Origin of the sequence: Pseudorhodobacter turbinis, from assembly GCF_005234135.1 — a bacterium.
GTDB classification, from domain to species: domain Bacteria; phylum Pseudomonadota; class Alphaproteobacteria; order Rhodobacterales; family Rhodobacteraceae; genus Pseudorhodobacter; species Pseudorhodobacter turbinis.
This window is the reverse complement of sequence record NZ_CP039965.1, coordinates 139,536-162,947: the sequence shown is the minus strand read 5'-3', so window position 1 is coordinate 162,947 and position 23,412 is coordinate 139,536. Positions and strand designations below refer to the sequence as shown.

Below are 23,412 nucleotides of genomic sequence, written 5' to 3'. Positions count from 1 at the left end.
CCGCCATGACCCCCGCTGAACAATCGCTCCGCTCTGCTGAAATTTGCCAGTTGGCCCCTGTGGTGCCGGTTCTGGTTGTGGAGGACGTAAGCCGCGCCGAAGCGCTTGCCCGTGCGTTGGTGGCAGGCGGCCTGCCCGCGCTGGAGGTAACTTTGCGCACCGCTTGCGCGCTGGATGCGATCCGCGCCATGTCGCAGGTGGAGGGCGGCGTCGTTGGCGCCGGCACGTTGCTGACCCCTGCCGATGTGAAAGCGGCCAAGGAAGCTGGTGCGAAATTCGGCGTCTCTCCCGGGGCGACGCCGCGATTGCTGGACGCTTGCGCCGAATATGATCTGCCCTTGCTGCCCGGTGCGGCCACCGCGACCGAAGTGATGATGCTGTTGGAGCTGGGTTATACCGTGCAGAAGTTTTTTCCAGCAGAGGCATCGGGGGGCGCGCCTGCGCTGAAATCCATCGGTGCGCCGATCCCGCAGGTGCGGTTTTGCCCAACCGGCGGCATCGGGTTAAAGAACGCCCATGATTATCTGGGCCTGCCGAATGTGATGTGCGTTGGCGGCTCTTGGGTGGCCCCTGCCGCACTGGTCGCGGCTGAGGATTGGGCAGGCATCACCAAGCTGGCCAAAGAAGCGGCCGCTTTGCGCTAACCCCTATCGCGCGTATAGCCTAGCCGCGCGCCGCGCCCGCCCTTGCGTGTTGCAGGCGGCGGAGTTTCCAATGCGGCCTGCAAGACCCCTGTCATCGGATGGTCGGGCCGCCCGTAATGGGCCAGCAGCAACCGCAAAGCGGCAGGCGTATCCGCATCCACAACCAAACTGAGTGCCCAATCCATAAAGATGGATTTACACTCATCAAGGGTGATCCCCTCAATCCGGTAGCTTTCGCGGATCAACCCCTTGGGGTCGGCTATCGTCAAATCCATCAGTTTTGCACAGCTCATCACCCTACCCATTTCGTTCACCGGCACCAAGCACGCGGTTTATGACCGCAGCCGATTCCGGCAGCACCTCCTCCAAACGCCTGGATAGTGCCGCCTCGTCTTGCTGGTCCGTCTCACGCAGCAAAAATGCCCGCGCGCCGATGCCCAGCCGGTCCATATCCAGCGCTTTATCCGTTAGCAAACGCGAAGCCGCCTGCAACCGCCAACACAGCCTGTAGGCACTTAGCACGGCCTGCTCTTCTGTTTGCGACAGGAATTGGCCTTTCACGCCTGCGCGCAGCTGCGCCTCTACCCGCCGTGCGGGATCGCCGGCACGAAGCGCGCCGGTTTGTGCCAAAAGCTCTATATCCATCAGGCGGCCGGGGCCGTTCTTGGCGTCCCAATCATTTGCCGCAGGCTTGGCCGAGGCCAAACGCGCGCGCATATCGGCCACATCCTTAAACACGGTCTCGCCCGCGCCTTTGGTTGTCAGGACCTCCCGGCGCAAGACCTCAAATTCGGCGCGCAGACCGGCATCACCGGCAAGGGGACGCGCGCGGGTCAGGGCAAGATGTTCCCATGTCCATGCCTCTGACATCTGGTAGTTGCGGAACGAGTGAACCGAAGTCGCGACCGGCCCTTGCCGCCCCGAGGGACGCAGGCGCATATCCACCTCATAGAGCCGCCCTTCGGGCAGTTGTGCCGTTACAGCCGTGATCATCGCCTGCGTCAGACGCGCGAAATAGGGCCGTATGCCAAGCGGCTTCGGCCCCTCGCTGGCATCGGCATCACCTGCATCATAGATCACGATCAGATCAAGATCAGAGCCCGCATTCAACCGGCCCGCGCCAAGGCTGCCCATCCCCAAAAGGATCGCGCCCCGTCCCGGCGGTGCGCCGTGCTTTTGCGCAAATTCTGCCTCCACCACCGGCCAAAGCGCTGCCAGACAGGCCTCTGCCAGATCGGCATACTGCTTGCCCGCTTCAAAGGCGTCGATCAACCCGCGCAGATGATGGACCCCGATGCGGAAGTGCCACTCCTTCATCCAGCGCCGCGTGGCATCAAGCTTGCGCTCATAATCTGGGGTATCTGTTAGCACCGCAGAAAGCCCCCCCGTCAATTCCGTCATGCTGGGCCATGCGGCAAAGAAACTGCCGCCAAGCACCGCATCAAAGACCGAGGCATTGCGCGACAGATAGCGCGCAAGTGCGGGCGACGTGGCAGCGATATCAACGATCAGGTCAATCAACTGCGGGTTCGCCTCAAACAACGAAAAGATCTGCACCCCCGCAGGCAGGCCCGCCAGAAAGCCGTCAAAGGCAATCAGCGCCTCATCAGGATTGGCCGCACGTTGCAGACGCGTCAACAACCCCGGCTTGACCCGCCGGAAAATCGTGCCAGCGCGTTCCGTGCGCAAGGCCGGGTAGCTGTCCCAGCCGCGCACAATCTCATCCGCGCTTTCGGAAAGTTCTGGCCCCTCCTCCACCTCGGAGGGAGCAAAGAACCCTTCGGTCAGATAATCTGTGCGTTCCAAGCGATCAATCAGGGCGCTGCGGAAATCGGCATCCTCTTGGCCACAAAAAGCGGCGATGCGGGCCACGCCCTCAGCCGTATTGGGCATGTCGTGGGTTTGGGCGTCACTCACCATTTGCAAGCGATGCTCCACCTCGCGGTGTGCGCGGTAAAGGGTGATAAGCTCTTGTGCGACCTCTGGGGGTATCCAGCCTTTTTCGGCCAGCGCGGTCAGGCCTGGCACGGTTTCGCGGCCCCGCAGATCAGGGTCGCGTCCGCCGGCAATAAGCTGACGGGTCTGGGTGAAAAATTCGATCTCACGGATGCCGCCGACACCCAGCTTCATATTGTGCCCCTCAACCACGATCGGGCCGTGCAGGCGACGGTGGTCGCGGATGCGCAGGCGCATGTCATGGGCATCCTGAATGGCCGCAAAATCCAGATGCTTGCGCCAGACAAAGGGTGTCAGGGTTTTCAAGAAACGTTCGCCCGCCGCCAGATCGCCGGCACAGGGCCGCGCCTTGATCCATGCGGCACGCTCCCACGTGCGGCCAACACTTTCATAATAGCTTTCGGCGGCTGCAAAGGACAGGCACACCGGTGTGACAGCCGCATCGGGGCGCAAGCGCAGGTCGGTGCGAAAGACATAGCCCTCGGCGGTGCGGTCGCCCACAAGAGCCGCCATCTTGCGGGTGACACGGATAAAGGCCGCCCGCGCCTCGGCAGCATCCTCGGGGTAAAGGGATTCGTCAAACAGGCAAATCAGATCGATATCGGAGGAGTAATTCAGCTCTCCGGCGCCCATCTTTCCCATGGCAAAGACCACCATGCCCGCAGCCGTGGCGGCATCCTCTGGCGTGGCACCTGGGATTTTGCCACGGCGAATTTCCTCGGCCACAAGGCGTTGCAAGGAAAGATCTACGGCGCGGTCGGCCAATTGCGTCAACGCGCCCGTCACCGCCTCCAGCGGCCAGACACCGCCCAGATCGGCAAGCCCCGCCAGCAAGGCTATACGGCGTTTGGCGCGACGCAATCCGGGGCCAAGCTCTGCTAGAGCCAACGCCTCCAGCGCGGCCAGTTCACTGGCCAATGCGGCTTCGGGGGGCTGGATAAGGGCTTCACACAGCCAATCTCCTTCGCGCTGCATCAGATCCCAAAGATAGGGGCTACAGCCGGCGGCACCGGTCAGAAGCGGCGCCAAATCAGGGCCGAGAGCTTGAAACCGGGATGCTGCCTCGGCCCCTGCGGCGGGATCGAAGGGCAAAGGATGGCGGGTGATGCGGGGGGCAAAAGCATTTTCCATATCCGCAGAATGACGGGGCTTTGCGGCGCGGTCAACGGGCGAAACGCAGCTGAGACTGCGCAGTGCGACCGATATTCAAACACGGCGAAAAATATATTTTTGTTTAAAATTAGTTACTTAAATCAAAGAACAACCCCGATATTTCTAATATATGTAAATCATATTAACATACCCTCTTGAAACAGCGCCGCCGAATGGCAATCTTGATAATGTAAATCGAATAAACATCAAGCAATGGAGAGTGCAACATGTACGACACGACCAACCAAAGCCCCCCCACCGGCTTGCTATACTGGCCTCGCCGTGTCGAAAGCTGGCTGGATGCGCGCGGTAAAGGCGCATGGATTGCCGCCATGGTGCTGGGCTTTATCTTTGTCTGGCCCTTGGGCCTTGCCATTCTTGGCTATATGATATGGAGCAAACGTATGACCAAACGCTCAATGTGTTGTCACCGCCCTAAAGGGCAGGGCTACTGGGCCTCTAACAGCAGTGGCAACAGCGCCTTTGATGCCTACCGCGACGAAACCATCCGTCGCCTGAAAGAGGAACGCGGCGCGTTTGAGGCCTTTCTCAAACGGTTGCGAGATGCCAAAGACAAGCAGGAATTCGATGCGTTTATGGAGGATCGCGCCAAAGCGAATGCCGACCAGACCAACGACAAAGACATTGCGGCCTATTGATTGATTGCCCCCAGCCCCCCATTTTGGGGGCTGGCCCTTGAAAGGACAGAGATGATGTATGCAAACGCGCTTCCCGACCCGGAATATCAAGCCGAGTTTTATGAGGGGGTCGCCCTGAAGCGCGGCTTGGCGTGGGTGGTTGATACCATTTTAACCGCAATTATCACGGCGTTGATCGTGCCCTTCACGGCCTTCACCGCGCTCTTCTTTTTGCCGCTTTTGTATTTAACCGTAAATTTCGCCTATCGCTGGATGACCCTTTCGGGAAAGTCCGCCACATTTGGCATGCGCCTTGCCGCGATTGAATTTCGCCGCGCCGACGGTCAGCCTTTTGACAGCGGCACGGCTGCATTACACACCCTTGGCTATGCCATCAGCATGGCATTCGTCTTGCCACAGGTCTTGTCGATCTTCATGATGATTTTCGGACCACGCGGTCAGGGGCTTACAGACACAGTGCTGGGCACGGTCGCCGTCAACCGGGTAGCGCGGTTTTAAGCGCGTCGAATTAACCAAAACAACGGCCTCGCCCCACATAAATCAGCGTTAAGAGGCCCCTTAATCAGCGGTTAACTAAAATTCTATCCTTGGCGGCACGGTTTTGCCTTGCTAGTCTACGCCTTACATTCATGATTTTGCCGGATTACTATGCGCCACACCCTTCCCCTTGCGCCACAGTTCTACGTGACTGCGCCCCAGCCTTGCCCCTATCTTGAGGGAAGGATGGAACGTAAGCTTTTTACGGCGCTGCAGGGTGAACATGCGCAAAAGTTGAACGATTCCCTGTCCAAACAAGGGTTTCGCCGGTCGCAGAACGTGCTTTATCGCCCCTCGTGTGCGGAATGTTCGGCCTGTATGTCGGCGCGTATCCGCGTGGCAGACTTCGTGCCAACGCGCACCCAGCGCAAAGTCTTGCGCCGCAATGCCCCCCTTCAACGCAAAGCCACAAGCCCTTGGGCCACCGAAGAGCAATTCGCCCTTTTCCGCCGTTATCTCGAATTTCGCCATGCCACGGGCGGGATGGCGGATATGGATATCTATGAATTTGCCGCGATGATTGAAGAAACGCCGATCCGCAGCCGTGTCATCGAATATTCCCAAGCCGATGGCACTGGCCCGTCAGAGCTTTCGGCCGTCTGCCTGACCGACGTCTTTGATGACGGGTTAAGCATGGTCTACTCCTTTTACGAGCCGGATCTGATCAGCCGGTCGCTTGGCACCTTCCTGATCCTTGATCACATCGAGATCGCCCGTGAGGCAGGTCTGCCCTTTGTTTATCTTGGCTATTGGGTGCCGGGCAGCAAGAAAATGGGCTATAAGGCCGGCTTTTCCGGGCTGGAAATTTACAAGGCCGGCGATTGGCAACCCATTGGCAACCCCGAAGATCACAACGCCGAGCTTAACCCGCTTTCGGTGGACCCGATCGCCGAGCAGGTCGCCCGTATCAACCTGCCCGACGGCCGCGCCACGCGTGAGGCACCGCCATCGTTTTCCTCCGACCGCCGCACAGCCTCGGACGATCTTTAAGCCTGATTTCAGCCATCCACCGGATATGAAAAAGCGCGACCGAAGCCGCGCTTTTCCGAATATCGATGTCGCCAAACTTAACGCTTGGAGAACTGGAAGCTCTTACGGGCTTTGGCTTTGCCGTATTTCTTACGTTCCACAACACGGCTGTCGCGGGTCAAGAAGCCTGCGGCTTTCAATGCTGCGCGCAAAGTCGGGTCAAAAAGCTGCAATGCTTTGGAAACGCCGTGCTTTACCGCACCAGCTTGGCCCGAAAGACCACCACCGGCAACAGTTGCCATGACGTCAAACTGGCCTTCAACACCAGCAACCGAAAACGGCTGAGCGAGGATCATCTGCAAAACCGGACGGGCAAAATATTCTGCCATTGGTTTGCCGTTGACCACAACTTTGCCGGTACCGGGCTTGATCCAGACGCGAGCAACCGCATCTTTACGCTTGCCGGTTGCATAGGCACGGCCAAACTTGTCACGGACAGGCTCACGAACAATAGCGGTAGGGGCTACTGCTGCGGGTGTGTCAGCAACGGCGGATTTCAGATCGTCGAGGGATTTGATATCAGACATGATCAAGCGCTCCGCGTGTTCTTGGGGTTCATCGACGCAAGGTCAAGAACGGTGGGCTGCTGGGCTTCATGCGGATGCTCGGTCCCTGCATAAACGCGCAGGTTGGTCATCTGCTGCGCACCAAGGGAGTTACGCGTGATCATACGCTCAACCGCTTTGGTCACAACGCGCTCTGGGTGCGCACCATCGAGGATCTGTGCCGCAGTGCGGAACTTGATGCCGCCCGGGTGGCCAGTGTGCCAGTAGTAACGCTTGTCTGCGCGCTTGTTACCAGTCATCTGGATTTTGTCAGCATTGATCACGATGACATTGTCACCCATGTCCATATGCGGTGTGAAAGTCGGCTTGTTTTTGCCGCGCAGGATATTCGCCACGATAGTAGCAAGACGGCCCAGAACGATACCTTCGGCATCGATCAGGATCCATTTCTTTTGAATATCCGCTGGCTTTGCGGAGAAAGTTTTCATCGTACACCCTTTAAAGTGTTGCGGGGCAAACGCCCCTGTATGTCTTCGATTGCGCCTGTATCCTTTATGCGACGCATACAGTCAAGGCATCTGAACCGCAAATTATAGTTCTAAAACAACGCACTACAAAATAGGTACCATAGTACCCCATTCAATCAGCGCAGTTTAGGCGGCTTGGTCGGGTCCATCCCCGGTGCTGCGGGTTTCGGCGGCTCTGTCACAACCGGTTCAGGCAAATCAAAACGGTGGGCCACGCGGGCCATACGCTCTGCCGCAGCCCTGCCCGCATCATGGCCGATATCGAGGAAGGTGACATCCATTTCGCCGGCCTCTACGCCCGAAAACGTCAACGCCTCACTGGCAGCACGGGTCAGTGCCGTTTGCGCCCCCGGCGCCGCCCCGACAAAGGCCAGCATATGCCCCTGACGGCCATCATCATAGCGCACGGCCGCCAAAAGCGCCGCCTGCGCAAGGCCGCCCGCCCGTGCCAGCTTACCTTCGATCGCCAGCATCAGCCCCGCAGGCAAACCGCGCGGCGCCTCAAAGGACACAGGGCGCGCGCTGACATCAACGGGGGTATGTTCCAGCGTTTGCGACAGCCACGAAAGCGCCTCGGGGGCGACCAGAAATTCGGCCTCACCCAGCCCCAGATTGATGCCAAGCGCCACATTCTGCCCTGCAAGCTGTGCGGCAATCACGCGCCCCGGCAATTCGGCATAGGGCACAGGCGCATCGGTCGCCTCCCCCATCCGCTCCTCACTGTCATAGGCAAGCACGACAGAGCCCTCTTCCAGTTCCAGCACCACAGGGCGGATGTTGCTGCCCACGGCTTCTTCCTCCAGCACCAGATAAAGCATGTCATCAGCAAACCGCGCGTAATAGCGCAGGCGTGCAGCCTCATCCTCGGGGTGGGCGGTCATTGCGGCATGGGCCGCATCCAAGCTTTGCGCGTCAGTCATAGCCACTCCCTTTGCGTCATCAACTGCCCGAATAATCCCAAGCCCCGCAAGGAACAAGGTGCAAGCGCGGCACACCCGCTGCATTTTATCGCACTACGATTGCAGCTTGAGGGTTGGGGACCTATGAATGGGCAGACTGTTACCCAATCACAAGGCTGCCGCCCCCGTGACCCCTGCATCCCCCCACCTTACCCGCTACGCCACCGCCCTCTTGCTTGGGGCCGCAACGGCGACCCTTTCTGTCAACATGGCCCCCGGCCCCTATTACGACATCATCCAATGGCTGCCGTTTGACAGTGACCCGTTGCACCGTTTGCGACTGTTCTATCCGGGCTTTACTTTTGCAACTTTTGTGTCCTGCCTGCTGATGCCCATCTTCATCCTGCTGATCAGCAAAGAGCTGTGGGAGGCGCTGGTTCAGGAGAACGGTCCCCTTAGCGGCCCGCGCGCGGTGGCACCGATGGCAATGGTCGCAGGCGGCATGCTGGTGTCGGCCGTGCTCTGGCAGGTCTTGACCGCGGAATGGGAAACCGCCGAGGAGGCCACAAGCGCAAGCGGCTGGGTCATGCCCTTTGGCAGCGACATGGTTCTGGCCTTTGTATTCGGCCGGATGATCTTTGGCCGGGGGCACCCTGCGCTTCAGCTTTTGCTGTTCCTGTGCATATTGGACGGCTTGGCGGGGATGGTTATCGGCGGTTTCGCAGCACCTATTGAGGGCAAGCTGCGCATTTTATGGCTTATCGTGCCACTTGCTGCCGCCAGTTTCGGTTATTTCCGCCTGACACGCCCCTTACACAACACCAATATGTCCGAGCGTGAGCGCCAGCGCAAATCGCGCCTATGGCCGTGGTTGGTCTTGGGGCTGCTTAGCTGGATCGGTGTCTCTGCCGCCGGTCTGCCGCCCGCGCTGGGGCTTTTGCCGCTGTTACCCGCGATCGCGCATGGTACCCGCAGCTTTGGCCTTTTTGCCGAGGCAGAGGGCTATTTGACCGACCCGCTTAACCGCTTGTCCAACGCCCTGATGGGGCCTGCGACGCTGATCCTGTTCCTTTTCGGCCTGACGGCAGGCGCGCTGGATTTTGCGGCCTTGGGCGCGACAAGTTTTGTGACCCTCGGGGCCTTCTGGCTGGGCAAACCAGCAGGAATTCTGGCCGTCGCCTTGGGGCTGCGGATCATCGGGCGGCCGCTTCCCAACCACTTGAATATGCGCGATATCGCGTTTGTCGCGGGACTTATGGGCATCGGCTTTACCCTGCCACTGATACAGCTGCAAACCGCCCTGCCCGGCGGTGCCATGCAAGAGGCCGGGCGCCTTGGCCTTGGCATGACAATCCTTGCTGGCCCCGCATTGGTTTTGCTGGCCCGCACACTGCCAAAACCCGGCAAGCCGGCCCGCCCTCACCTGCGCCATTAACCTTGATGCGGCAATCTGAAATCGCCATAATGTTCCGATAATAACGGATAAGGCCAATCAGTAAGGTTCACACCAACGCTGGTTATCAATCCTTAACCAAATCAGCATATTCCGGATTGAACCGGAACAGAGGCGAATACTGAAAGCAGGTCAATGATCGCGTTCGAAAATGTGAGCAAGTCCTTTTGGACCGGCAAAACCCGCAAGGTCATCCTTGACAGGGCCTCGTTCAAGGTGGATCTGGGCAATTCACTTGGCATTCTTGCACCGAACGGGACGGGCAAGACCACGCTCATCAACATGATGGCCGGGCTGGAAAAGCCGGATGAAGGTTCGATTATCCGCACCTCACGCATCTCCTTTCCGCTGGGATTCATGGGCGGGGTGATGAACAAACATACCGGCACCGAAAACGCCCGCTATATCGCGCGGCTATACGGGCTGGACCCTGACTATATGGAAAGCTTCTGTCGCTGGATGGCAGGAATTGATGAGTATTTCGATATGCCCGTGGGCACCTATTCCTCTGGTATGCGGTCGCGGTTTTCCTTTGCGTTGATGCTGGCGCTGGAATTCGACTTTTACCTGATCGACGAAGGCATGCCCTCTACGGGGGATGTCGAATTCAACAGGAAGGCCGGTGCAATTTTGCGGCAACGCCTTGAGAATGCGACGGTTATTGTGGTGTCACATCAGGCTGCGACGCTGGAAAAATTCTGTCGCTCTGCGGCGGTGCTGCGCAACGGGCAGCTCTATATGTTTGAAACCCTTGAAGAAGCGAAACGTCTTTATGACTACGAAGCTCACAGCTAAGCGGTTCCGCATCCGCCGCCCGGAATTCCCACCAGTTCCTGTTGAAGGGGATAAGGGCATTTTCGATACTGCCGATGACGGCTTTGGCGACGGTAAATTCCCGACCGCTACCCCTGCGACAGCGCCGACGTCTGCCCCGAACGCGACAACCGACAGCGCGCTGGAAGAGATCAAGCGCGAAGGGCTGACCAGCCGACAACTACGCATGGCCCGCAAACTCGCGCGCAAGCATGATATGCCCGCGACAAGCGACTATGATGCCGTACGCCTACTGCGCGCGGCGAATATCGACCCGTTCAAACGCACAAGCATGCTTGACCTTGTGACCTCTGACGGACAGCCGGTAAAATCGGACCCATCCCGCGCCTTGGCCAACGTCCCGAAGGATGACGGATCAAAGCTGCCACAGACAATCAAACCCGTTCAGGTTCCGTCGACCGCCGCGCGGGCAGAGACAAGCCATGTAGCCGAGATCATGAATATCCAGCGCGATCTATCGCGGCGCAGACGGCGCAAATCAATGCTGATGATCGCGCGACTGGTGTTCTTTGTGCTGCTGCCGACGCTTGTGACCGGCTGGTATTATTACATGGTCGCAACCCCGCTTTACGCCACCAAAACCGAATTTGTGATCCAGCAGTCGCAAAACCCATCTGCCGGCGGGGCCGGTGGATTGGGCGGGTTGCTGCAAGGCTCCCCCATGGCGACATCGCAGGACAGCATCGCGGTACAAGGTTATTTGCAATCACGCGAGGCGATGCTCCGGCTGGATGAGGAACATGATTTCCGCGCCCATTACAGCGCCGAGGGGATTGACCCGATCCAGCGGCTTGCCCCCGATTCCACACTGGAAGCGGCCTACAAGCTCTATCAGCGCAATTTCCAGATTTCCTATGATCCGACCGAGGGTCTGATCAAGATGGAGGTGATCGCAACCACACCGGAGAAATCCGTCGATTTTGCGCAGGCCCTCATCGAATATGCCGAAGGCCAGGTTGACCATCTGACCCAACGCCTGCGCGAAGACCAGATGCGCGGTGCCCGTGAAGGGTTTGAGGAAGCTCAGGCCAAAATGATGGAAAGCCAGCGGGCCGTAGTAGACCTGCAGGAAAAATACAAGGTTCTCTCTTCTGAAGTGGAGGTCACTTTGATCACCACCCAGATCGGACAGTTGGAAACACTTCTTAGCCAGGACAGGCTGTCGCTGCAGCAGATGATGTCTAACAGCAATCCGAATGCTGCACGGATGGAGCCATTGGAACGTCGGATTGCGGCGCTAGAGGCCGAAATCGCACTTCTACGCGGCAAGTTGACAGAAAGCATGGATGGCGAGGAATCCTTGCCCGAGGTGCAAAGCGCCTTGCTGATGGCGCAAGCAGATGTGCAGACCCGCCAATTGATGCTGGCACAGGCCATCCAGTCCATGGAAACCGCACGGTCAGAGGCAAACCGGCAAACCCGCTATCTGTCGCTTTCGGTAAAGCCGATCCTTCCTGATGAAGCAAGCTACCCTCGCGCCTTTGAAAGTACTTTGGTTGCCATGCTGATTTTTGCGGGCATCTATCTTATGATCTCCATGACAGCCGCCATCCTGCGAGAGCAAATGTCAGCATAAAAGAACTAAGGGCAGGCATGCTGCTGTGCAGCAGTCTGCTTTTCCTTAATAGCCATGCACTTACTGCAACGCGGCATTGTGGCATTGGCTGTTTATATTTTAGCTGCGGTGCAGCATATTCCTTTCAAGGACATAAAATATCCAACCTTGAAGGAGTCAATCATGGCTTATATCTCCACCGCAAAACCAGCCGGTTCCCTTTTGAACATGGCAGCTCGCCCGTTTCAGGCTGTTTGGAACTTGTTAGTTCTTTTGGCAGAAGCAAACCCTCGCATGAAGCAAGTTGACAAGCTGAGCCAAGAAACAGATGAACAACTGGCAGCACGCGGTACAACCCGCACCAAAGAACTCCAGCGTCTTTTCGGTGTGCACTTCCACATGTAATCGCGGGGGCGACGCATCTACTTTCCTCATCACGAAATAGCGTCCAACCCCTAAGACAAAGACATACCTGCTTCGTTCCCTCATGGTGCAACACGCATCTGGGGACGGTAGGTGGTAAGCGACATGACGGCCATGTGTTTGCACAAGCAACAGCGGATTAGCCTCCGTGCCGTGGCTAATTTTTTCGAAAACGCCACCGGCATATGCTCTCCTGAGATAAACAGAGCTGCCATCTGAATCGACGACAGGCGACATCACCTTTTTCAGCATACATTCTTGATAAGCAGGGTTTGATCCTGTTTCCGCTTCGCCCGTGTAATCGTAGAGGGTAAGCGAGCGCGCAGCTCCGAGGTATTAGCTCAAAAATTAGCAGACCAACTTGCTGAAACAGAGCCCGACACTATTGCCAGCCCGGCCCTTCCGGCAAGATCCATGCCCTCCCAAAAACCACCGTACGTGGCAACGGCGCGCGGCGATGGCCCCAACGGGGCTTGAGCCGCGCGCCCGCCTCGCTTCAAATCACGCCAGCCTCAGAAAATAGCGCCTTCAAGTCCGTCTCGGGCCGCGCGCCGATGTGACTGATCACCTCGGAGGCCGCGATATTTCCCATACGTGCGGCTGTTTGCAGATCATGCCCGTTGGTCATCCCCCACAAAAACGCACCCGCAAACAGATCCCCAGCACCGGTTGCATCAACAATTTGCGTCGGAACCGCAGGCACATGCCAATGTTCGCCACCCGACAGGATATGCGCGCCGTTCTCGCTATCTGTGCAGGCCACGATCGCCACATCCTTTGACGCGGCTTTTAGCGCAGCATCGAAATCTTCGGTCTGATACATTGACAAAATCTCTGCCCGGTTGGCGAACAGAAAATTAACATCCTCGACGATCATCCGGCGAAAGGCATCACGGTGGCGTTCCACACAAAACGCATCCGACAGAGTAATCGAGACACGCCCCCCCGCCCCTTTGCAGGCCGCAATCGCCTTGGCAAAGGCCTGATGGCTTTCCGGCCCGTCAAAGCGGTAGCCCTCTAGGTAAATCCATTCGGCATTCGCCATCTGGGCTTCATCAATATCGGCGGGTGTCAAAAATTCCGTCACCCCAAGATAGGTGTTCATCGAACGTTCACCATCCGGCGTCACCAGAACGATGCAACGCCCCGTCTCTTGCGCTTCATCTTTGGGGGCCAGTGCAGTTTCATAAACCGCACCTTGCGCGCGCATGTCATGCACAAAGATCGCACCCAGCTGGTCATCCTTAACCTTGCCGACGTAGGCCGTCCGTCCGCCCAGATGTGCCACGCCCGCAATCGTATTGGCCGCCGATCCGCCCGAAATTTCCTTGGCGGGCCCGATGCGGCCGTAAAGGTCCACCGCACGCTCCATGTCGATAAGCTGCATGATGCCCTTGCCGATACCGTTGTCGGTCAAGAAACCCTCATCGGTATGGGCCAGAACATCCACCATCGCGTTGCCGATACCGACCACTTGAAACATCTTCATATTGTCTTATCCTCATAGGGGCAAAGGTCGCGGATAACGCAGTTTCCGCATTTGGGTTTGCGCGCGATACAGATATAGCGCCCATGCAAAATCAGCCAGTGATGCGCATGCTGTTGAAACTCTGCAGGAATATGGTCTTCGATCGCGCGCTCTACGATGTCGACATTCTTGCCGGGGCAAATGCCGGTACGGTTGCCAATGCGAAAGATGTGCGTATCAACGGCCTGCGCGGGCATGTGAAACCACATATTCAGCACCACATTCGCCGTCTTGCGCCCGACCCCCGGCAGCGATTGCAGCGCCGCGCGGCTGGACGGCACCTCGCCACCATAGTCGGCCACCAAGATCTCGGCCATTTTCATCACATTCTTGGCCTTGTTGCGAAAAAGGCCGATGGTCTTAATCGCCTCGGTCAGCGCCTCCAGCCCCAGATCGAGCATCTTTTGCGGGGTGTCGACCTTGGCAAACAGGGGCCGCGTGGCCTTGTTCACACCCGCATCCGTCGCCTGCGCCGAAAGCGCCACGGCAACCAGCAAGGTATAGGCGTTGGTGTGAAAAAGCTCGCCCTGCGGTTCCGGCTCTGACGCCTGAAACCGGGTGAAAATCTCTTTGATCGTTTGATAATCAAGCTGTTTTACCATGCCGAACCCTATGCCCAAAATAACGCGCCCCCGCAAGGCTTGGGCCGGTTTTGTGCAGGAAACGGGTCGTGAAACCGCCCCACGAAGGTTAAGCTGGGGCAAAGGGAGCGGCATCATGTCAAACGATCAAGGCAACAGCTATCATTTTAACGTCATGCGCCGCGCGATTGCGGCGATTGATGCCCATGGCGCCCCCCTTCAGCTTGACGCGCTTGCCGCTGAAATGGGGATGAGTGCGGCACATTTCCAAAGGTTGTTCTCGCAATGGGTCGGCGTTTCGCCCAAGCGGTATCAGCAATATCTGACGCTGGATCACGCCCGCCGCCTGTTGGCGGATCGCTTCACAGTTCTGGAAACCAGCATGGCCACCAATCTGTCCGGCACCAGCCGCCTGCACGATCTTTTCCTGCGGTGGGAGGCGATGACCCCCGGCGAATATGCCAGTGGCGGCGCGGGGCTGATAATCCGCTGGGGTTGGTTTGACAGCCCCTTTGGCCCCGCATTGGTTATGGGCACCGAAAAGGGCATATGCGGCATCGGGTTCTCCGCCGAAACCACAGAGGCCGCGACGATGCAGGATCTGACCTCTCGCTGGCCCAAGGCCGCGTTCCGGCAAGATGACGCGATGCTGCGCCCTTGGGTGCAGACCGCCTTCGGGGCCACCCCAAGCGCGGACAAAGCCCCGATCTACATGATCGGCGCGCCGTTCCAGATCAAAGTATGGGAGGCCTTGATGCGCATTCCTTCGGGCCATGTCACCAGTTATTCCGAGATTGCCGCCGCAATCGGCCACCCCAAGGCCGTTCGCGCAGTTGGCACAGCCGTGGGGCGCAACCCGGTTAGCTGGCTGATCCCCTGCCACCGCGCCCTGCGAAAATCCGGTGCTTTGGGGGGCTATCACTGGGGCCTGCCGGTCAAACGCGCATTGCTGGCGTGGGAGGGCGCGCGGGCCGATCACGAAACTACGGCAATAGACGGCTAACTGGCCAGTTTCCGCCTAAAGCCGCGTGGAACCAGATGCAGCATGCCACGTTCGAGTGTATAAAGGTCCATGCTCCCTTTTACGGGGCCAATAAGATGAGGCATGAAATGACGATCAGAACACCAATTATCCTGTTGACCCTGTCGGCAATGACACTTGCTGCCTGCGTTGCCCCCACCCCCACCACCGAGGAAAACCGCCGCTCCCGTACGGGTGCCACAGCCGGTGCGCTGATCGGCGGCGCGCTTGGCGCCTCCAGCAATGGTGACAACAAGCTGGCCAAAGCCGCCCTTGGGGCTGGCGTCGGCGCTTTGCTTGGCGGGGCGATCGGGTCGCAACTGGATGCGCAAGCCGCAGATCTGCGCAACACCATCGGCAACGACCGCGTGTCCGTAACCAACACCGGCAATGAGCTGGTGGTGAACCTGCCGCAAGACATCCTCTTTGCTACCGATAGTGCCACATTGCGCAGCGACCTGACCCGCGACTTGCAAGCCGTGGCGCGCAGCCTGCTCAGCTACCCAAACACCACCGTGCAGGTGATCGGCCATACCGATAACACCGGTGCTGCTGCCTATAACCAGCAGCTGTCGCAGCGCCGCGCCGCTGCCGTTTCCTCGATCTTGCAGGTCAATGGTGTGCCCGGCGCGCGCATCGTAGCCTTTGGTCGTGGCGAGGATCAGCCGATTGCTTCCAACCTCTCCGATGCGGGTCGCGCGCAAAACCGCCGCGTGGAAATCATCATCCGCCCGAACTGATCTTTTGGGAATGGATGCAGAAAGGGCGGGTTCATCCCCGCCCTTTTTTAGTGTTGAGGATCCGTCGCTGCGGTCATAGAATCTAACCAATTCATGCCGGAGGCGTCTATGCCCTTTCAACCAGTCCACGCCGAAAAGCTCTCTGCCGCCGTTATCCGCCAGATTGAGCAGCTAATCTTACGCGGCATTCTGCGGCCGGGCGACCGCCTCCCCCCCGAAAGGGACCTCTCGGAACGGCTGAATGTATCCCGTCCCAGCCTGCGTGATGCGATTGCCGATCTTCAGGCCCGCGGGCTTTTGACCAGCCGCCCCGGATCAGGGATCTTCGTGGCCGAGGTTCTGGGCTCTGCGTTTTCCGATGCGCTGATAAAGCTCTTTGCCCGCCATGAGGAATCGGTTTTCGATTACCTTGCCTTTCGCCGTGATATGGAGGGGCTGGCCGCCGAACGCGCCGCAAAGCTGGCGTCTGATACAGACTTGCAGGTGATCGGCACGATTTTTGCCCGGATGGAGGCTGCCCATACCAAACGCGCCTCTGCGGAGGAGGCGGAGCTGGATGCGGGGTTTCATATGGCGATCATCGAGGCCAGCCATAACGTCATCATGCTGCATATGATGCGGTCGATGTATGATCTTTTGAAACAAGGCGTGTTCTACAATCGGCAAATGATGTTCCGCAACCGGACGACCCGCAGCATGCTGCTTGACCAACATCGCGCGATCAATGCGGCGCTACAATCGCGTGACCCTGCCGCCGCTCGCGCAGCGATAGATACACATCTCGACTTTGTGGAAACGGCGCTGACCGAACAGCTAAAGGCTGAACGCCATGAAGCAATTGCACAGCAACGGCTGGGTCATGAGCTTACACGCGGCCCTTGAAACTGAAAAGCCCGGCACTCATGCCGGGCTTTCTAGAATTTGATCCGATAGAAACCGGTTAGTGCATTTTTGCGCCAACCTGTTTGATCGCATCATCCACCGAGGCAGATACAGTTTCCGGTGTCGCTTGCTTGGCCAGCACATCGCTTGCCGCTGCAATTGCAACCGTAACCGCATGCTCGCGCACGGCCCGAATAGCACCGGCTTCAGCCGAGGCAATCCGGTCCTCTGCACCGGCAAGACGCCGGGCAATGGAATTCGCAAGGTCAACCTTGGCTTGTTCCGCCGCAGCAACCGCTTCTTCCTTGGCAGAGGCAACGATACGATCGGACTGCTCCTGCACTTCTTTCTTCTTGCGCTCATAGCTTGCCAGAATGGCTTTGGCCTCTTCGCGCAACGCGCGGGCCTCATCCAGATCGGCTTTGATCTGCTCTGCACGCTTGTCCAGAAGTCCGGTCACCATGCCCGGTACGCCGAATTTCAGCAGCACACCGATGAACAAGATAAAGGCAACCGTCACGATAAAGTCGGTATTGCCAAGCGAGAAGAACGGGCCAGAGGCCGCAAGGGCCGGTGTGGCGGTGGCGCTTGCCAAAAGGATCAGCTTTTTCATGGCATTATCCTTTCAAACGCGCGGACACAGCCGCATTGATTGCCCGAGCATCCGCCTTACCACCCAGAACTGCAACCAGCTCTTTGGCGGTATCTTTGGCCACTTCGGTCACGCTTTCCATAGCCCCTTCACGAATCTCCGCGATCCGCTTTTCAGAGACAGCGGTCTTCGCTTCAATATCGGCGTCGGCTTTGGCGGTGGCTTTCGCCAGATCCGCTTCTATGTCCATACGGGCAGCGGCAACAATCTTTGAAGCCTCTTCCCGTGCGGCGGCAAGCGCCTTGTTATAAGCAGTTTCTGCCTCATTCGCTTTCAGCTTCAGCTCTTCCGCGGCGGCCAGATCATTGGTGATCGTACCACGGCGTTCAGCCAAAACCGCCCCGATGCGTGGCACAGCCACACGGGTCACGATCAGGTAGATTGCAACCAAGGACACCAAGAGCCAGAAGATCTGGTTGTCCCAAGTCGTAATATCAAGCTGCGGCATGCCGGAGGAGGTTTCGGCCGTGTGGCCCGCCTCGTGGGCTGCTGCTGCAGCGTCAAGCACTTCAGTCGCCATGTCGTTTCTCCAGCATCCTCAAGACTTGGCCGGGCGGGGAAATCCCGTCCGGCCGAAAGGTCACGAAAGCGTGGATCAGACCGCAAACATCAGCAGCAGGGCGATCAGGAACGAGAAGATGCCCAGTGCTTCGGCGAATGCGATGCCGACGAACAGTGTTGCAGTCTGACCGGCAGCAGCCGAAGGGTTACGCAGAGCGCCTGCAAGGAAGTTCCCTGCAATGTTGCCCACGCCGATACCAGCGCCGCCAAGCCCGAAAGCTGCAAGGCCTGCTCCGATGTACTTACCCATTTGTGCGAGTTCGCCTTCCATAGCATTTGCTCCTTATGGAATAGTAGTTTGGTTTGATTGAGACCTTAGTGGTGCACGTCGCCAACGGCGTCGCGCAGATATACGCAGGTCAGGATGGTAAAGACGTAAGCCTGCACGCAGGCCACCAACAGCTCCAGCCCGTAAAGCGCTGTTACTGCACCGATTACGACCGGAGAGGCCACAACCAGCGTTGCAAAGCCGGCGATCACTTTGACCACGGCATGGCCCGCCATAAGGTTGCCCGCCAAACGAATGGAGTGGGAAACCGGACGGACGAAATAGGAAATAACCTCGATCACAGCCAGGACTGGACGGATCGCCAAGGGCGCCGAAGACACCCAGAACATGCCCAAGAACCCGATACCGTGCTTGACGAAACCAAGGACGGTCACCCCAAGGAACACCAACATCGCAAGGACGATCGTCACGGCGATATGGCTGGTCGTGGTGAAGGCTGTCGGCAAGAGGCCGAGCAGGTTGGAGAACAGGATAAACAGGAACAACGTCAACACGTAGGGGAAGTATTTAACCCCCTCGCGGCCCGTCACCTCTTCGACCATGTTGTACACGAAACCGTAGATCATCTCGGCAACCGACTGGCTGCGCGATGGCACGATAGCGCGGCGACGGGTGCCAAGCATCAGCATCGCGGCAATGGCCACAACAGCAATTGCCATCCACAGGGTTACGTTGGTGATCGTATACCAAGCGATATGATCGCCGCCAAACAGCGGTTTCACGATGAACTGATCCATCGGGTGAATCTGGAAACCGCTTGCGCCTTCCTCAGCCATTGTCGCCCTCGTTCTTTATCGGCGTTACCGCCTGTTGTGTATCATGCTTTGCGTGCATGGTTTGCGCAGTCCGTAACATGGTCCGCACCCCCGCCACAAAACCCAGCAGCGCAAAAATCACCAAGAAGAGCGGCTGCATGTCAAAGACATAATCCAACCCGAACCCGATCGACAAACCCAGCAACATGCCGGACACCAATTCGAGCACCATCCTCCAGGCCATTTCACTCTGCGAAAATGCCTTGCCGCTCTCGGTTTTATCTTTACCCGGCTTCCCCTTGATCGCGGCAATTCTGGCCTCCAGGGCCTTCAAGCGCGCGGTATCGGGTTCTTCCGTCATGGTAAGGACGCCCCTTGAACGTTCGCGCCATACCTACGCAGACAGCCCCCCCGAGTCAAGCAAGCATCCGCCGAGAAGCCATCATCACAACCTGTTGTTTTTGCAGTAAATACACCAAGGCACCCGAGCCTGCGCAAATGATTTTACGGGTTTTGGCACAGGCCCACGCCAAATTTCATATTCAACCAAATGGTTGACGATTGCCGCCATGCGATGCACAAGCTTTTGCATGACCGCAGATCTGGACGCCACATTCGCCGCTTTGGCCGACCCCACCCGCCGCGCGATCCTGTCGATGCTGCTAGAGGATGATATGGCCGTGACCGATGTCGCAGCCCCTTTTACGATGTCTTTGGCGGCAATCTCAAAACATCTGCAAGTGTTGGCCGATGCCAAGCTGATAAGTCAGGAAAAACGTGGTCGTGTGAAGTGGTGCAAACTTGAACCTGATGCGCTGCGCGGCAGCTCGGTCTGGATGCAGGGATTTGGCCAGTTTGAACCCGTCAATCTCGATGCCTTTGAACGTTTTTTGGCTGTCGAGCTAAATGCCGACCCCGACGACAGCCCTTCCTAAACGTTTATACTAAAACGCCACAACTCCGGCTTAGTGATTTCCAATCCAGGCCATATTCCCGCCCAAATTCACGGTAAATCTGGTTTCAGGAAAACATCGTGGATCGGAGCGGACATCATGAAATCTTTAAGCGACCTCATCGCCTTCAGCCAGCGCTCCGCCCCCATGCAAGAGGATATCTTACTAGAACGGCTGGCGCGGCTCGATAGAGAATGTCATCGCCCCTCGCCACTGTTCAATCTGTTCAAAACTCTACCGTTACGCCGGGCAGCCTAAGCTCGGCCAAGAGGTCACGCAGCTCCTGGCGCGCGGCGAGGTTGGACATATTCAGCTGATCCACGCCAGTATCTTTCAGATCCAACAAGGTCAGGCCACGGGGAAACAGCTCTCGGAAAATGACCCGCTCGGAAAAGCCGGGGGCAACACGAAAGCCGATACGACGCGACAACTCCTCTAGCGCGGCGCCAACCTTTTTCTTGTTATGCATGTTTTGCGCCCCAAGACGGTTGCGCACGACCAGCCAGTCAATCGGCTTCAACCCTGCCTGTGCCCGCAACTGGCGGGCCTGCCACACCATCTCGGAATAGATAGACGGGCCGATCACCTTGCCGGTTTCCGCATCAATCCGCGCCAGCAAATCAAAATCGATAAAACTGTCATTCAGCGGGGTCACCAAAGTATCCGCAAGGCTGTGGGCAACCTGACTTAGGCGGGTATGTGATCCGGGGCAGTCGATGATGATGAAATCCGACACCGCGCCCAAGGCACTGACAGCCGCCGAAAGCCGCGCATCATAGGCGTTCTCCCCCTGCCCAAGATCTTCTGCCGAAACCTCGGGAAGGGTCCGGTAATCGGGCGATGGCAGGTTCAGCCCGGTCCGCTCCAGATAGGCCAGCCGGTTCTCAACGTATCGGCCAAAGGTGCGCTGCCGCAGATCAAGGTCCAAGGCGCCAACGCGGTGCCCCATGCGCACCAAAGCCGTCGCCACATGCATAGAGGTGGTGGATTTCCCCGACCCGCCCTTTTCATTTCCGACAACGATAATATGCACCATGCTGATCCTGCCTTGCCCAAAGTGGCCCTGTGTCCCCTTTGTAATGACAATGTGACGCGCAAAGGGGAAGCCCTCTTTTGGTTAATTTCCGCCCTCTTTCCCGTGTTGTTGCCAATCGGGCCGCGTCTGAAGGCGCACACGCATAGCGAAAATCAGGTCTTGGGAAATAAAAAACGCCGCCCCCGGAAGGGACGGCGTAATATCAAACCACAATAGGGTTGGCTCAGAAGCCAAGACCTGCGTATTTGTTTTTGAACTTCGACACACGGCCGCCAGTATCCATCAGGCGGGAGTTGCCGCCCGTCCATGCTGGGTGTGCAAGCGGGTCGATATCCAACGCCATCTGCTCGCCTTCTTTGCCCCAAGTGGTGCGGGTCTGAAACACAGAGCCGTCCGTCATTTTGACTTCGATCATGTGGTAATCGGGGTGGATGCCATCTCTCATTATTTCGCTCCTTTTGCTTTAGGCGCTTTGTAATTGGTGTCTTCCACGATCCGTGCCGATTTGCCGCGACGATCACGAAGATAGTAAAGCTTGGCGCGGCGAACACGGCCACGACGCACAACTTCGATGCTGTCGATGTTGGTGGAATACAGCGGGAACACACGTTCCACGCCTTCACCGAAAGAGATTTTGCGCACGGTGAAGGATGCAGCCAAAGTGGAGCCCCCGCGACGTGAAATGCAAACGCCCTCATAATTCTGAACGCGCGAACGCGTGCCCTCGGTCACTTTATAGCCGACACGAATGGTGTCGCCGGCCTTGAAGTCCGGGATGGTCTTGCCGAGGGCGGCGATTTGTTCCGCCTCGATAATTGCGAGCAGGTTCATACCTGTTCCTTTCATATGCTCACGGTTTGCCCGTGATGGTGGTGCTGCCCTATTGCTCTTGGTCTTCAACCGGGTCCCTATTGTGTCTTGCACAATAAGCCCGCCAGAGATCAGGCCTGCGTTCCTTTGTCAGCCTTTCGGCCATTGCCCGCCGCCAGTCAGCAATTTTCCCGTGATGTCCGGACTGAAGTACTTCCGGTATCGCGAGCCCATTCCAAACGGCGGGTTTCGTAAACTGCGGGAACTCCAACAATCCGTCCGAAAAGCTCTCCTCTTCGGTGGACGTTTGATTCCCAAGCACGCGCGGTATAAGCCGCACGGTCGCATCTAGCAAGGCTGTCGCGGCAATCTCGCCTCCCGTCAAGACAAAATCGCCCAATGACACCTCTTCTACATCATAATGGTGTAAAATCCGTTCGTCTACACCCTCAAACCGGCCACAAAGCAAGGTCATGCCCTTGGCCGTCGAAAAGCGCTGCGCCATCGCCTGATCAAAGGGTTTGCCACGCGGCGAAAGATAGATCACTGGCCATTCGGCGCGGTCTTGCGGGGTGCCCTCGGCCGCTTGGTCCAAGGCAGCACCCACAACATCGGCTCGTAAGACCATGCCCGCGCCGCCGCCTGCAGGGGTATCATCGACATTCATGTGCCGGCCCATGCCAAAGGGGCGCAAATCGATAGTCTCCAAGGCCCAAAGCCCCATATCCAAAGCCTTGCCCGTCAGCGACAGGCCCAAGACACCGGGAAACGCCTCTGGGAACAGCGTCACGACCTTGGCCCGCCATGCGCCCGCAAGCTGCACATCGGCCATCAGGTCGCGCGGCTTCAGGTTGGCCCCGACGGAAATCCGGCCGTGGGATTTCATGCGCCCGGACTTGGAACTGTCATCCGGCATCAATCCAGCCCCTCGGGCGGGTCCACAACAATGCGGCGCGTGGCCATATCGACCGTCGGCACCGTCGCCATGGTAAAGGGCAACAGCCGCGACGCATGGCCAGCACCACCGATTTCCAGCAAGTCCCCCGCGCCGTGATTGTGAACCGAAGTCACCTTGCCCAGCAAGACCCCGCCGGTATCGCGCACTTCCAAGCCAATCAGGTCGGTGTGATAAAATTCATCATCCGGCAGGCTCGGCAAATTGTCACGGCTGACAAAAAGGCTGATGCCCTTCAGCGCGTCCGCCTCCTCTTTGGTGTTCACGCCCGAAATCCGCGCGCCAAGACCGCCTGCCACCGGACGCGTCAGCGTGATTTTATAGCTTTGCGCACCGTCTTCGGTATAAAGCAGGCCGTAATCGGCAATTGCCGTCGGCTCCGCGCAAAAGCTTTTCAGCCGCACCTCGCCGCGCACCCCGTAAGAGCCGGAAATCGCGCCCACACATATCTGATTTGAGGGATCAGGTTTCATGA

Annotated in this window: 29 protein-coding genes; 12 read left to right on the top strand and 17 right to left on the bottom strand. The window is 58.0% G+C overall.

All coding sequences use genetic code 11. The features are described from left to right. Positions 1 to 5: 5 nt before the first annotated feature. Positions 6 to 644: a bifunctional 4-hydroxy-2-oxoglutarate aldolase/2-dehydro-3-deoxy-phosphogluconate aldolase gene (gene eda / locus EOK75_RS13150; RefSeq protein WP_137194539.1), complete on the top strand. Its 639-nt coding sequence runs from the start codon at positions 6 to 8 to the stop codon at positions 642 to 644. On the opposite strand, the gene EOK75_RS13145 is transcribed toward eda, so the two are convergent. Together EOK75_RS13145 and EOK75_RS13140 are read right to left on the bottom strand one after the other, a co-directional pair. Next, entirely contained in the window at positions 641 to 919 is a 279-nt protein-coding gene (locus EOK75_RS13145) for a hypothetical protein (protein ID WP_137195779.1), read from the bottom strand. The two genes, eda and EOK75_RS13145, sit on opposite strands and share 4 nt — an antisense overlap. A 22-nt stretch (positions 920 to 941) precedes the next feature. Further along, positions 942 to 3,731 (bottom strand): [protein-PII] uridylyltransferase family protein, encoded by a 2,790-nt coding sequence (locus EOK75_RS13140; protein WP_137194538.1) that lies wholly within the window; start codon positions 3,729 to 3,731, stop codon positions 942 to 944. Positions 3,732 to 3,979: 248 nt separating this feature from the next. Here EOK75_RS13140 and EOK75_RS13135 point away from each other — a divergent pair, with 248 nt between their 5' ends. The 3 genes from EOK75_RS13135 to EOK75_RS13125 all read left to right on the top strand — a co-directional run bounded on the left by EOK75_RS13135 (position 3,980) and on the right by EOK75_RS13125 (position 5,938). Next, positions 3,980 to 4,411 carry a DUF2852 domain-containing protein gene (locus EOK75_RS13135; protein WP_137194537.1) on the top strand — a complete coding sequence of 144 codons (432 nt, stop codon included), beginning with the start codon at positions 3,980 to 3,982 and terminating at the stop codon, positions 4,409 to 4,411. Between the two features lie 51 nt (positions 4,412 to 4,462). Next, the gene (locus tag EOK75_RS13130) at positions 4,463 to 4,909 is read left to right on the top strand and encodes an RDD family protein (RefSeq protein ID WP_137194536.1); all 447 of its coding nucleotides are present in this window, start codon (positions 4,463 to 4,465) and stop codon (positions 4,907 to 4,909) included. A 150-nt stretch (positions 4,910 to 5,059) separates the two neighbouring features. Then, a complete protein-coding gene (locus EOK75_RS13125) occupies positions 5,060 to 5,938 on the top strand; it encodes an arginyltransferase (RefSeq protein WP_137194535.1) in 879 nt (292 codons plus the stop codon). 77 nt (positions 5,939 to 6,015) lie between these two features. On the opposite strand, the gene rpsI is transcribed toward EOK75_RS13125, so the two are convergent. The 3 genes from rpsI to EOK75_RS13110 form a co-directional block, all read right to left on the bottom strand. Beyond that, positions 6,016 to 6,504 carry a 30S ribosomal protein S9 gene (rpsI, locus tag EOK75_RS13120; RefSeq protein WP_137194534.1) on the bottom strand — a complete coding sequence of 163 codons (489 nt, stop codon included), beginning with the start codon at positions 6,502 to 6,504 and terminating at the stop codon, positions 6,016 to 6,018. Between the two features lie 2 nt (positions 6,505 to 6,506). Then, a complete protein-coding gene (rplM, locus tag EOK75_RS13115; RefSeq protein WP_137194533.1) occupies positions 6,507 to 6,971 on the bottom strand; it encodes a 50S ribosomal protein L13 in 465 nt (154 codons plus the stop codon). Positions 6,972 to 7,126: 155 nt separating this feature from the next. Continuing rightward, entirely contained in the window at positions 7,127 to 7,930 is an 804-nt protein-coding gene (locus tag EOK75_RS13110) for an SseB family protein (RefSeq protein WP_137194532.1), read from the bottom strand. A gap of 127 nt (positions 7,931 to 8,057) precedes the next feature. Between EOK75_RS13110 and EOK75_RS13105 the strand changes: the two genes are divergently transcribed. The 4 genes from EOK75_RS13105 (at position 8,058) to EOK75_RS13090 (ending at position 12,156) form a co-directional block, all read left to right on the top strand. Further along, entirely contained in the window at positions 8,058 to 9,344 is a 1,287-nt protein-coding gene (locus EOK75_RS13105; protein ID WP_137194531.1) for a Na+/H+ antiporter NhaA, read from the top strand. A 153-nt stretch (positions 9,345 to 9,497) separates the two neighbouring features. Next, a complete protein-coding gene (locus EOK75_RS13100) occupies positions 9,498 to 10,157 on the top strand; it encodes an ABC transporter ATP-binding protein (RefSeq protein ID WP_137194530.1) in 660 nt (219 codons plus the stop codon). Beyond that, positions 10,135 to 11,772, top strand: a complete 1,638-nt coding sequence (locus tag EOK75_RS13095; RefSeq protein WP_137194529.1) for a KpsE/RkpR family capsule polysaccharide export protein — start codon at positions 10,135 to 10,137, stop codon at positions 11,770 to 11,772. The genes EOK75_RS13100 and EOK75_RS13095 overlap by 23 nt, the downstream gene beginning before the upstream one ends. A gap of 162 nt (positions 11,773 to 11,934) precedes the next feature. After that, positions 11,935 to 12,156, top strand: coding sequence for a hypothetical protein (locus tag EOK75_RS13090; protein WP_168199243.1), 222 nt, complete (start codon positions 11,935 to 11,937; stop codon positions 12,154 to 12,156). Between the two features lie 514 nt (positions 12,157 to 12,670). On the opposite strand, the gene EOK75_RS13085 is transcribed toward EOK75_RS13090, so the two are convergent. Then, positions 12,671 to 13,663: an adenosine kinase gene (locus EOK75_RS13085; protein WP_137194527.1), complete on the bottom strand. Its 993-nt coding sequence runs from the start codon at positions 13,661 to 13,663 to the stop codon at positions 12,671 to 12,673. Then, positions 13,660 to 14,304 carry an endonuclease III gene (gene nth / locus EOK75_RS13080; RefSeq protein WP_137194526.1) on the bottom strand — a complete coding sequence of 215 codons (645 nt, stop codon included), beginning with the start codon at positions 14,302 to 14,304 and terminating at the stop codon, positions 13,660 to 13,662. Before nth ends, EOK75_RS13085 begins: the two co-directional genes overlap by 4 nt. Before the next feature lie 115 nt (positions 14,305 to 14,419). On the opposite strand from nth, the gene EOK75_RS13075 reads away from it, so the two are divergent. From EOK75_RS13075 to EOK75_RS13065, 3 genes are all read left to right on the top strand, one after another. Further along, positions 14,420 to 15,286: a methylated-DNA--[protein]-cysteine S-methyltransferase gene (locus EOK75_RS13075; RefSeq protein WP_137194525.1), complete on the top strand. Its 867-nt coding sequence runs from the start codon at positions 14,420 to 14,422 to the stop codon at positions 15,284 to 15,286. Between the two features lie 107 nt (positions 15,287 to 15,393). Continuing rightward, on the top strand, positions 15,394 to 16,044 hold the full coding sequence (locus EOK75_RS13070) for a YiaD family glycine zipper/OmpA-like lipoprotein (RefSeq protein WP_137194524.1): 651 nt from the start codon (positions 15,394 to 15,396) through the stop codon (positions 16,042 to 16,044). A gap of 108 nt (positions 16,045 to 16,152) precedes the next feature. Beyond that, a complete protein-coding gene (locus EOK75_RS13065) occupies positions 16,153 to 16,926 on the top strand; it encodes a FadR/GntR family transcriptional regulator (RefSeq protein ID WP_137194523.1) in 774 nt (257 codons plus the stop codon). 58 nt (positions 16,927 to 16,984) lie between these two features. Here the strand turns inward: EOK75_RS13065 and EOK75_RS13060 are convergent, their stop codons facing one another. The 5 genes from EOK75_RS13060 to EOK75_RS13040 all read right to left on the bottom strand — a co-directional run bounded on the left by EOK75_RS13060 (position 16,985) and on the right by EOK75_RS13040 (position 19,544). Next, on the bottom strand, positions 16,985 to 17,539 hold the full coding sequence (locus EOK75_RS13060; protein ID WP_137194522.1) for a F0F1 ATP synthase subunit B: 555 nt from the start codon (positions 17,537 to 17,539) through the stop codon (positions 16,985 to 16,987). Positions 17,540 to 17,543: 4 nt separating this feature from the next. Then, a complete protein-coding gene (locus EOK75_RS13055) occupies positions 17,544 to 18,098 on the bottom strand; it encodes a F0F1 ATP synthase subunit B' (protein WP_137194521.1) in 555 nt (184 codons plus the stop codon). Positions 18,099 to 18,173: 75 nt separating this feature from the next. Continuing rightward, the gene (locus EOK75_RS13050) at positions 18,174 to 18,410 is read right to left on the bottom strand and encodes a F0F1 ATP synthase subunit C (protein ID WP_050527757.1); all 237 of its coding nucleotides are present in this window, start codon (positions 18,408 to 18,410) and stop codon (positions 18,174 to 18,176) included. Between the two features lie 44 nt (positions 18,411 to 18,454). Further along, positions 18,455 to 19,204, bottom strand: coding sequence for a F0F1 ATP synthase subunit A (locus EOK75_RS13045; RefSeq protein WP_137194520.1), 750 nt, complete (start codon positions 19,202 to 19,204; stop codon positions 18,455 to 18,457). Further along, the gene (locus EOK75_RS13040; protein WP_137194519.1) at positions 19,197 to 19,544 is read right to left on the bottom strand and encodes an AtpZ/AtpI family protein; all 348 of its coding nucleotides are present in this window, start codon (positions 19,542 to 19,544) and stop codon (positions 19,197 to 19,199) included. The genes EOK75_RS13045 and EOK75_RS13040 overlap by 8 nt, the downstream gene beginning before the upstream one ends. 229 nt (positions 19,545 to 19,773) lie before the next feature. On the opposite strand from EOK75_RS13040, the gene EOK75_RS13035 reads away from it, so the two are divergent. Then, a complete protein-coding gene (locus EOK75_RS13035) occupies positions 19,774 to 20,118 on the top strand; it encodes an ArsR/SmtB family transcription factor (RefSeq protein WP_137194518.1) in 345 nt (114 codons plus the stop codon). 244 nt (positions 20,119 to 20,362) lie between these two features. On the opposite strand, the gene EOK75_RS13030 is transcribed toward EOK75_RS13035, so the two are convergent. The 5 genes from EOK75_RS13030 to rimM form a co-directional block, all read right to left on the bottom strand. After that, positions 20,363 to 21,172 carry a division plane positioning ATPase MipZ gene (locus EOK75_RS13030; RefSeq protein WP_137194517.1) on the bottom strand — a complete coding sequence of 270 codons (810 nt, stop codon included), beginning with the start codon at positions 21,170 to 21,172 and terminating at the stop codon, positions 20,363 to 20,365. 223 nt (positions 21,173 to 21,395) lie between these two features. Beyond that, positions 21,396 to 21,617, bottom strand: a complete 222-nt coding sequence (gene rpmE / locus EOK75_RS13025) for a 50S ribosomal protein L31 (protein ID WP_137194516.1) — start codon at positions 21,615 to 21,617, stop codon at positions 21,396 to 21,398. Beyond that, positions 21,617 to 22,003 (bottom strand): 50S ribosomal protein L19, encoded by a 387-nt coding sequence (gene rplS / locus EOK75_RS13020; protein WP_137194515.1) that lies wholly within the window; start codon positions 22,001 to 22,003, stop codon positions 21,617 to 21,619. The genes rpmE and rplS overlap by 1 nt, the downstream gene beginning before the upstream one ends. A 49-nt stretch (positions 22,004 to 22,052) precedes the next feature. Further along, positions 22,053 to 22,898, bottom strand: coding sequence for a tRNA (guanosine(37)-N1)-methyltransferase TrmD (gene trmD / locus EOK75_RS13015; protein ID WP_420821943.1), 846 nt, complete (start codon positions 22,896 to 22,898; stop codon positions 22,053 to 22,055). After that, on the bottom strand, positions 22,898 to 23,410 hold the full coding sequence (gene rimM / locus EOK75_RS13010) for a ribosome maturation factor RimM (RefSeq protein WP_137194514.1): 513 nt from the start codon (positions 23,408 to 23,410) through the stop codon (positions 22,898 to 22,900). Before rimM ends, trmD begins: the two co-directional genes overlap by 1 nt. Positions 23,411 to 23,412: the final 2 nt, after the last annotated feature.

Coding starts and splice junctions, on each gene's coding strand:
- eda (WP_137194539.1), top strand. CDS start 6: ATGACCCCCGCTGAACAATCGCTCCGCTCTGCTGAAATTTGCCAGTTG.
- EOK75_RS13145 (WP_137195779.1), bottom strand. CDS start 919: ATGGATTTGACGATAGCCGACCCCAAGGGGTTGATCCGCGAAAGCTAC.
- EOK75_RS13140 (WP_137194538.1), bottom strand. CDS start 3,731: ATGGAAAATGCTTTTGCCCCCCGCATCACCCGCCATCCTTTGCCCTTC.
- EOK75_RS13135 (WP_137194537.1), top strand. CDS start 3,980: ATGTACGACACGACCAACCAAAGCCCCCCCACCGGCTTGCTATACTGG.
- EOK75_RS13130 (WP_137194536.1), top strand. CDS start 4,463: ATGATGTATGCAAACGCGCTTCCCGACCCGGAATATCAAGCCGAGTTT.
- EOK75_RS13125 (WP_137194535.1), top strand. CDS start 5,060: ATGCGCCACACCCTTCCCCTTGCGCCACAGTTCTACGTGACTGCGCCC.
- rpsI (WP_137194534.1), bottom strand. CDS start 6,504: ATGTCTGATATCAAATCCCTCGACGATCTGAAATCCGCCGTTGCTGAC.
- rplM (WP_137194533.1), bottom strand. CDS start 6,971: ATGAAAACTTTCTCCGCAAAGCCAGCGGATATTCAAAAGAAATGGATC.
- EOK75_RS13110 (WP_137194532.1), bottom strand. CDS start 7,930: ATGACTGACGCGCAAAGCTTGGATGCGGCCCATGCCGCAATGACCGCC.
- EOK75_RS13105 (WP_137194531.1), top strand. CDS start 8,058: ATGGGCAGACTGTTACCCAATCACAAGGCTGCCGCCCCCGTGACCCCT.
- EOK75_RS13100 (WP_137194530.1), top strand. CDS start 9,498: ATGATCGCGTTCGAAAATGTGAGCAAGTCCTTTTGGACCGGCAAAACC.
- EOK75_RS13095 (WP_137194529.1), top strand. CDS start 10,135: ATGACTACGAAGCTCACAGCTAAGCGGTTCCGCATCCGCCGCCCGGAA.
- EOK75_RS13090 (WP_168199243.1), top strand. CDS start 11,935: ATGGCTTATATCTCCACCGCAAAACCAGCCGGTTCCCTTTTGAACATG.
- EOK75_RS13085 (WP_137194527.1), bottom strand. CDS start 13,663: ATGAAGATGTTTCAAGTGGTCGGTATCGGCAACGCGATGGTGGATGTT.
- nth (WP_137194526.1), bottom strand. CDS start 14,304: ATGGTAAAACAGCTTGATTATCAAACGATCAAAGAGATTTTCACCCGG.
- EOK75_RS13075 (WP_137194525.1), top strand. CDS start 14,420: ATGTCAAACGATCAAGGCAACAGCTATCATTTTAACGTCATGCGCCGC.
- EOK75_RS13070 (WP_137194524.1), top strand. CDS start 15,394: ATGACGATCAGAACACCAATTATCCTGTTGACCCTGTCGGCAATGACA.
- EOK75_RS13065 (WP_137194523.1), top strand. CDS start 16,153: ATGCCCTTTCAACCAGTCCACGCCGAAAAGCTCTCTGCCGCCGTTATC.
- EOK75_RS13060 (WP_137194522.1), bottom strand. CDS start 17,539: ATGAAAAAGCTGATCCTTTTGGCAAGCGCCACCGCCACACCGGCCCTT.
- EOK75_RS13055 (WP_137194521.1), bottom strand. CDS start 18,098: ATGGCGACTGAAGTGCTTGACGCTGCAGCAGCAGCCCACGAGGCGGGC.
- EOK75_RS13050 (WP_050527757.1), bottom strand. CDS start 18,410: ATGGAAGGCGAACTCGCACAAATGGGTAAGTACATCGGAGCAGGCCTT.
- EOK75_RS13045 (WP_137194520.1), bottom strand. CDS start 19,204: ATGGCTGAGGAAGGCGCAAGCGGTTTCCAGATTCACCCGATGGATCAG.
- EOK75_RS13040 (WP_137194519.1), bottom strand. CDS start 19,544: ATGACGGAAGAACCCGATACCGCGCGCTTGAAGGCCCTGGAGGCCAGA.
- EOK75_RS13035 (WP_137194518.1), top strand. CDS start 19,774: ATGACCGCAGATCTGGACGCCACATTCGCCGCTTTGGCCGACCCCACC.
- EOK75_RS13030 (WP_137194517.1), bottom strand. CDS start 21,172: ATGGTGCATATTATCGTTGTCGGAAATGAAAAGGGCGGGTCGGGGAAA.
- rpmE (WP_137194516.1), bottom strand. CDS start 21,617: ATGAGAGATGGCATCCACCCCGATTACCACATGATCGAAGTCAAAATG.
- rplS (WP_137194515.1), bottom strand. CDS start 22,003: ATGAACCTGCTCGCAATTATCGAGGCGGAACAAATCGCCGCCCTCGGC.
- trmD (WP_420821943.1), bottom strand. CDS start 22,898: ATGCCGGATGACAGTTCCAAGTCCGGGCGCATGAAATCCCACGGCCGG.
- rimM (WP_137194514.1), bottom strand. CDS start 23,410: ATGAAACCTGATCCCTCAAATCAGATATGTGTGGGCGCGATTTCCGGC.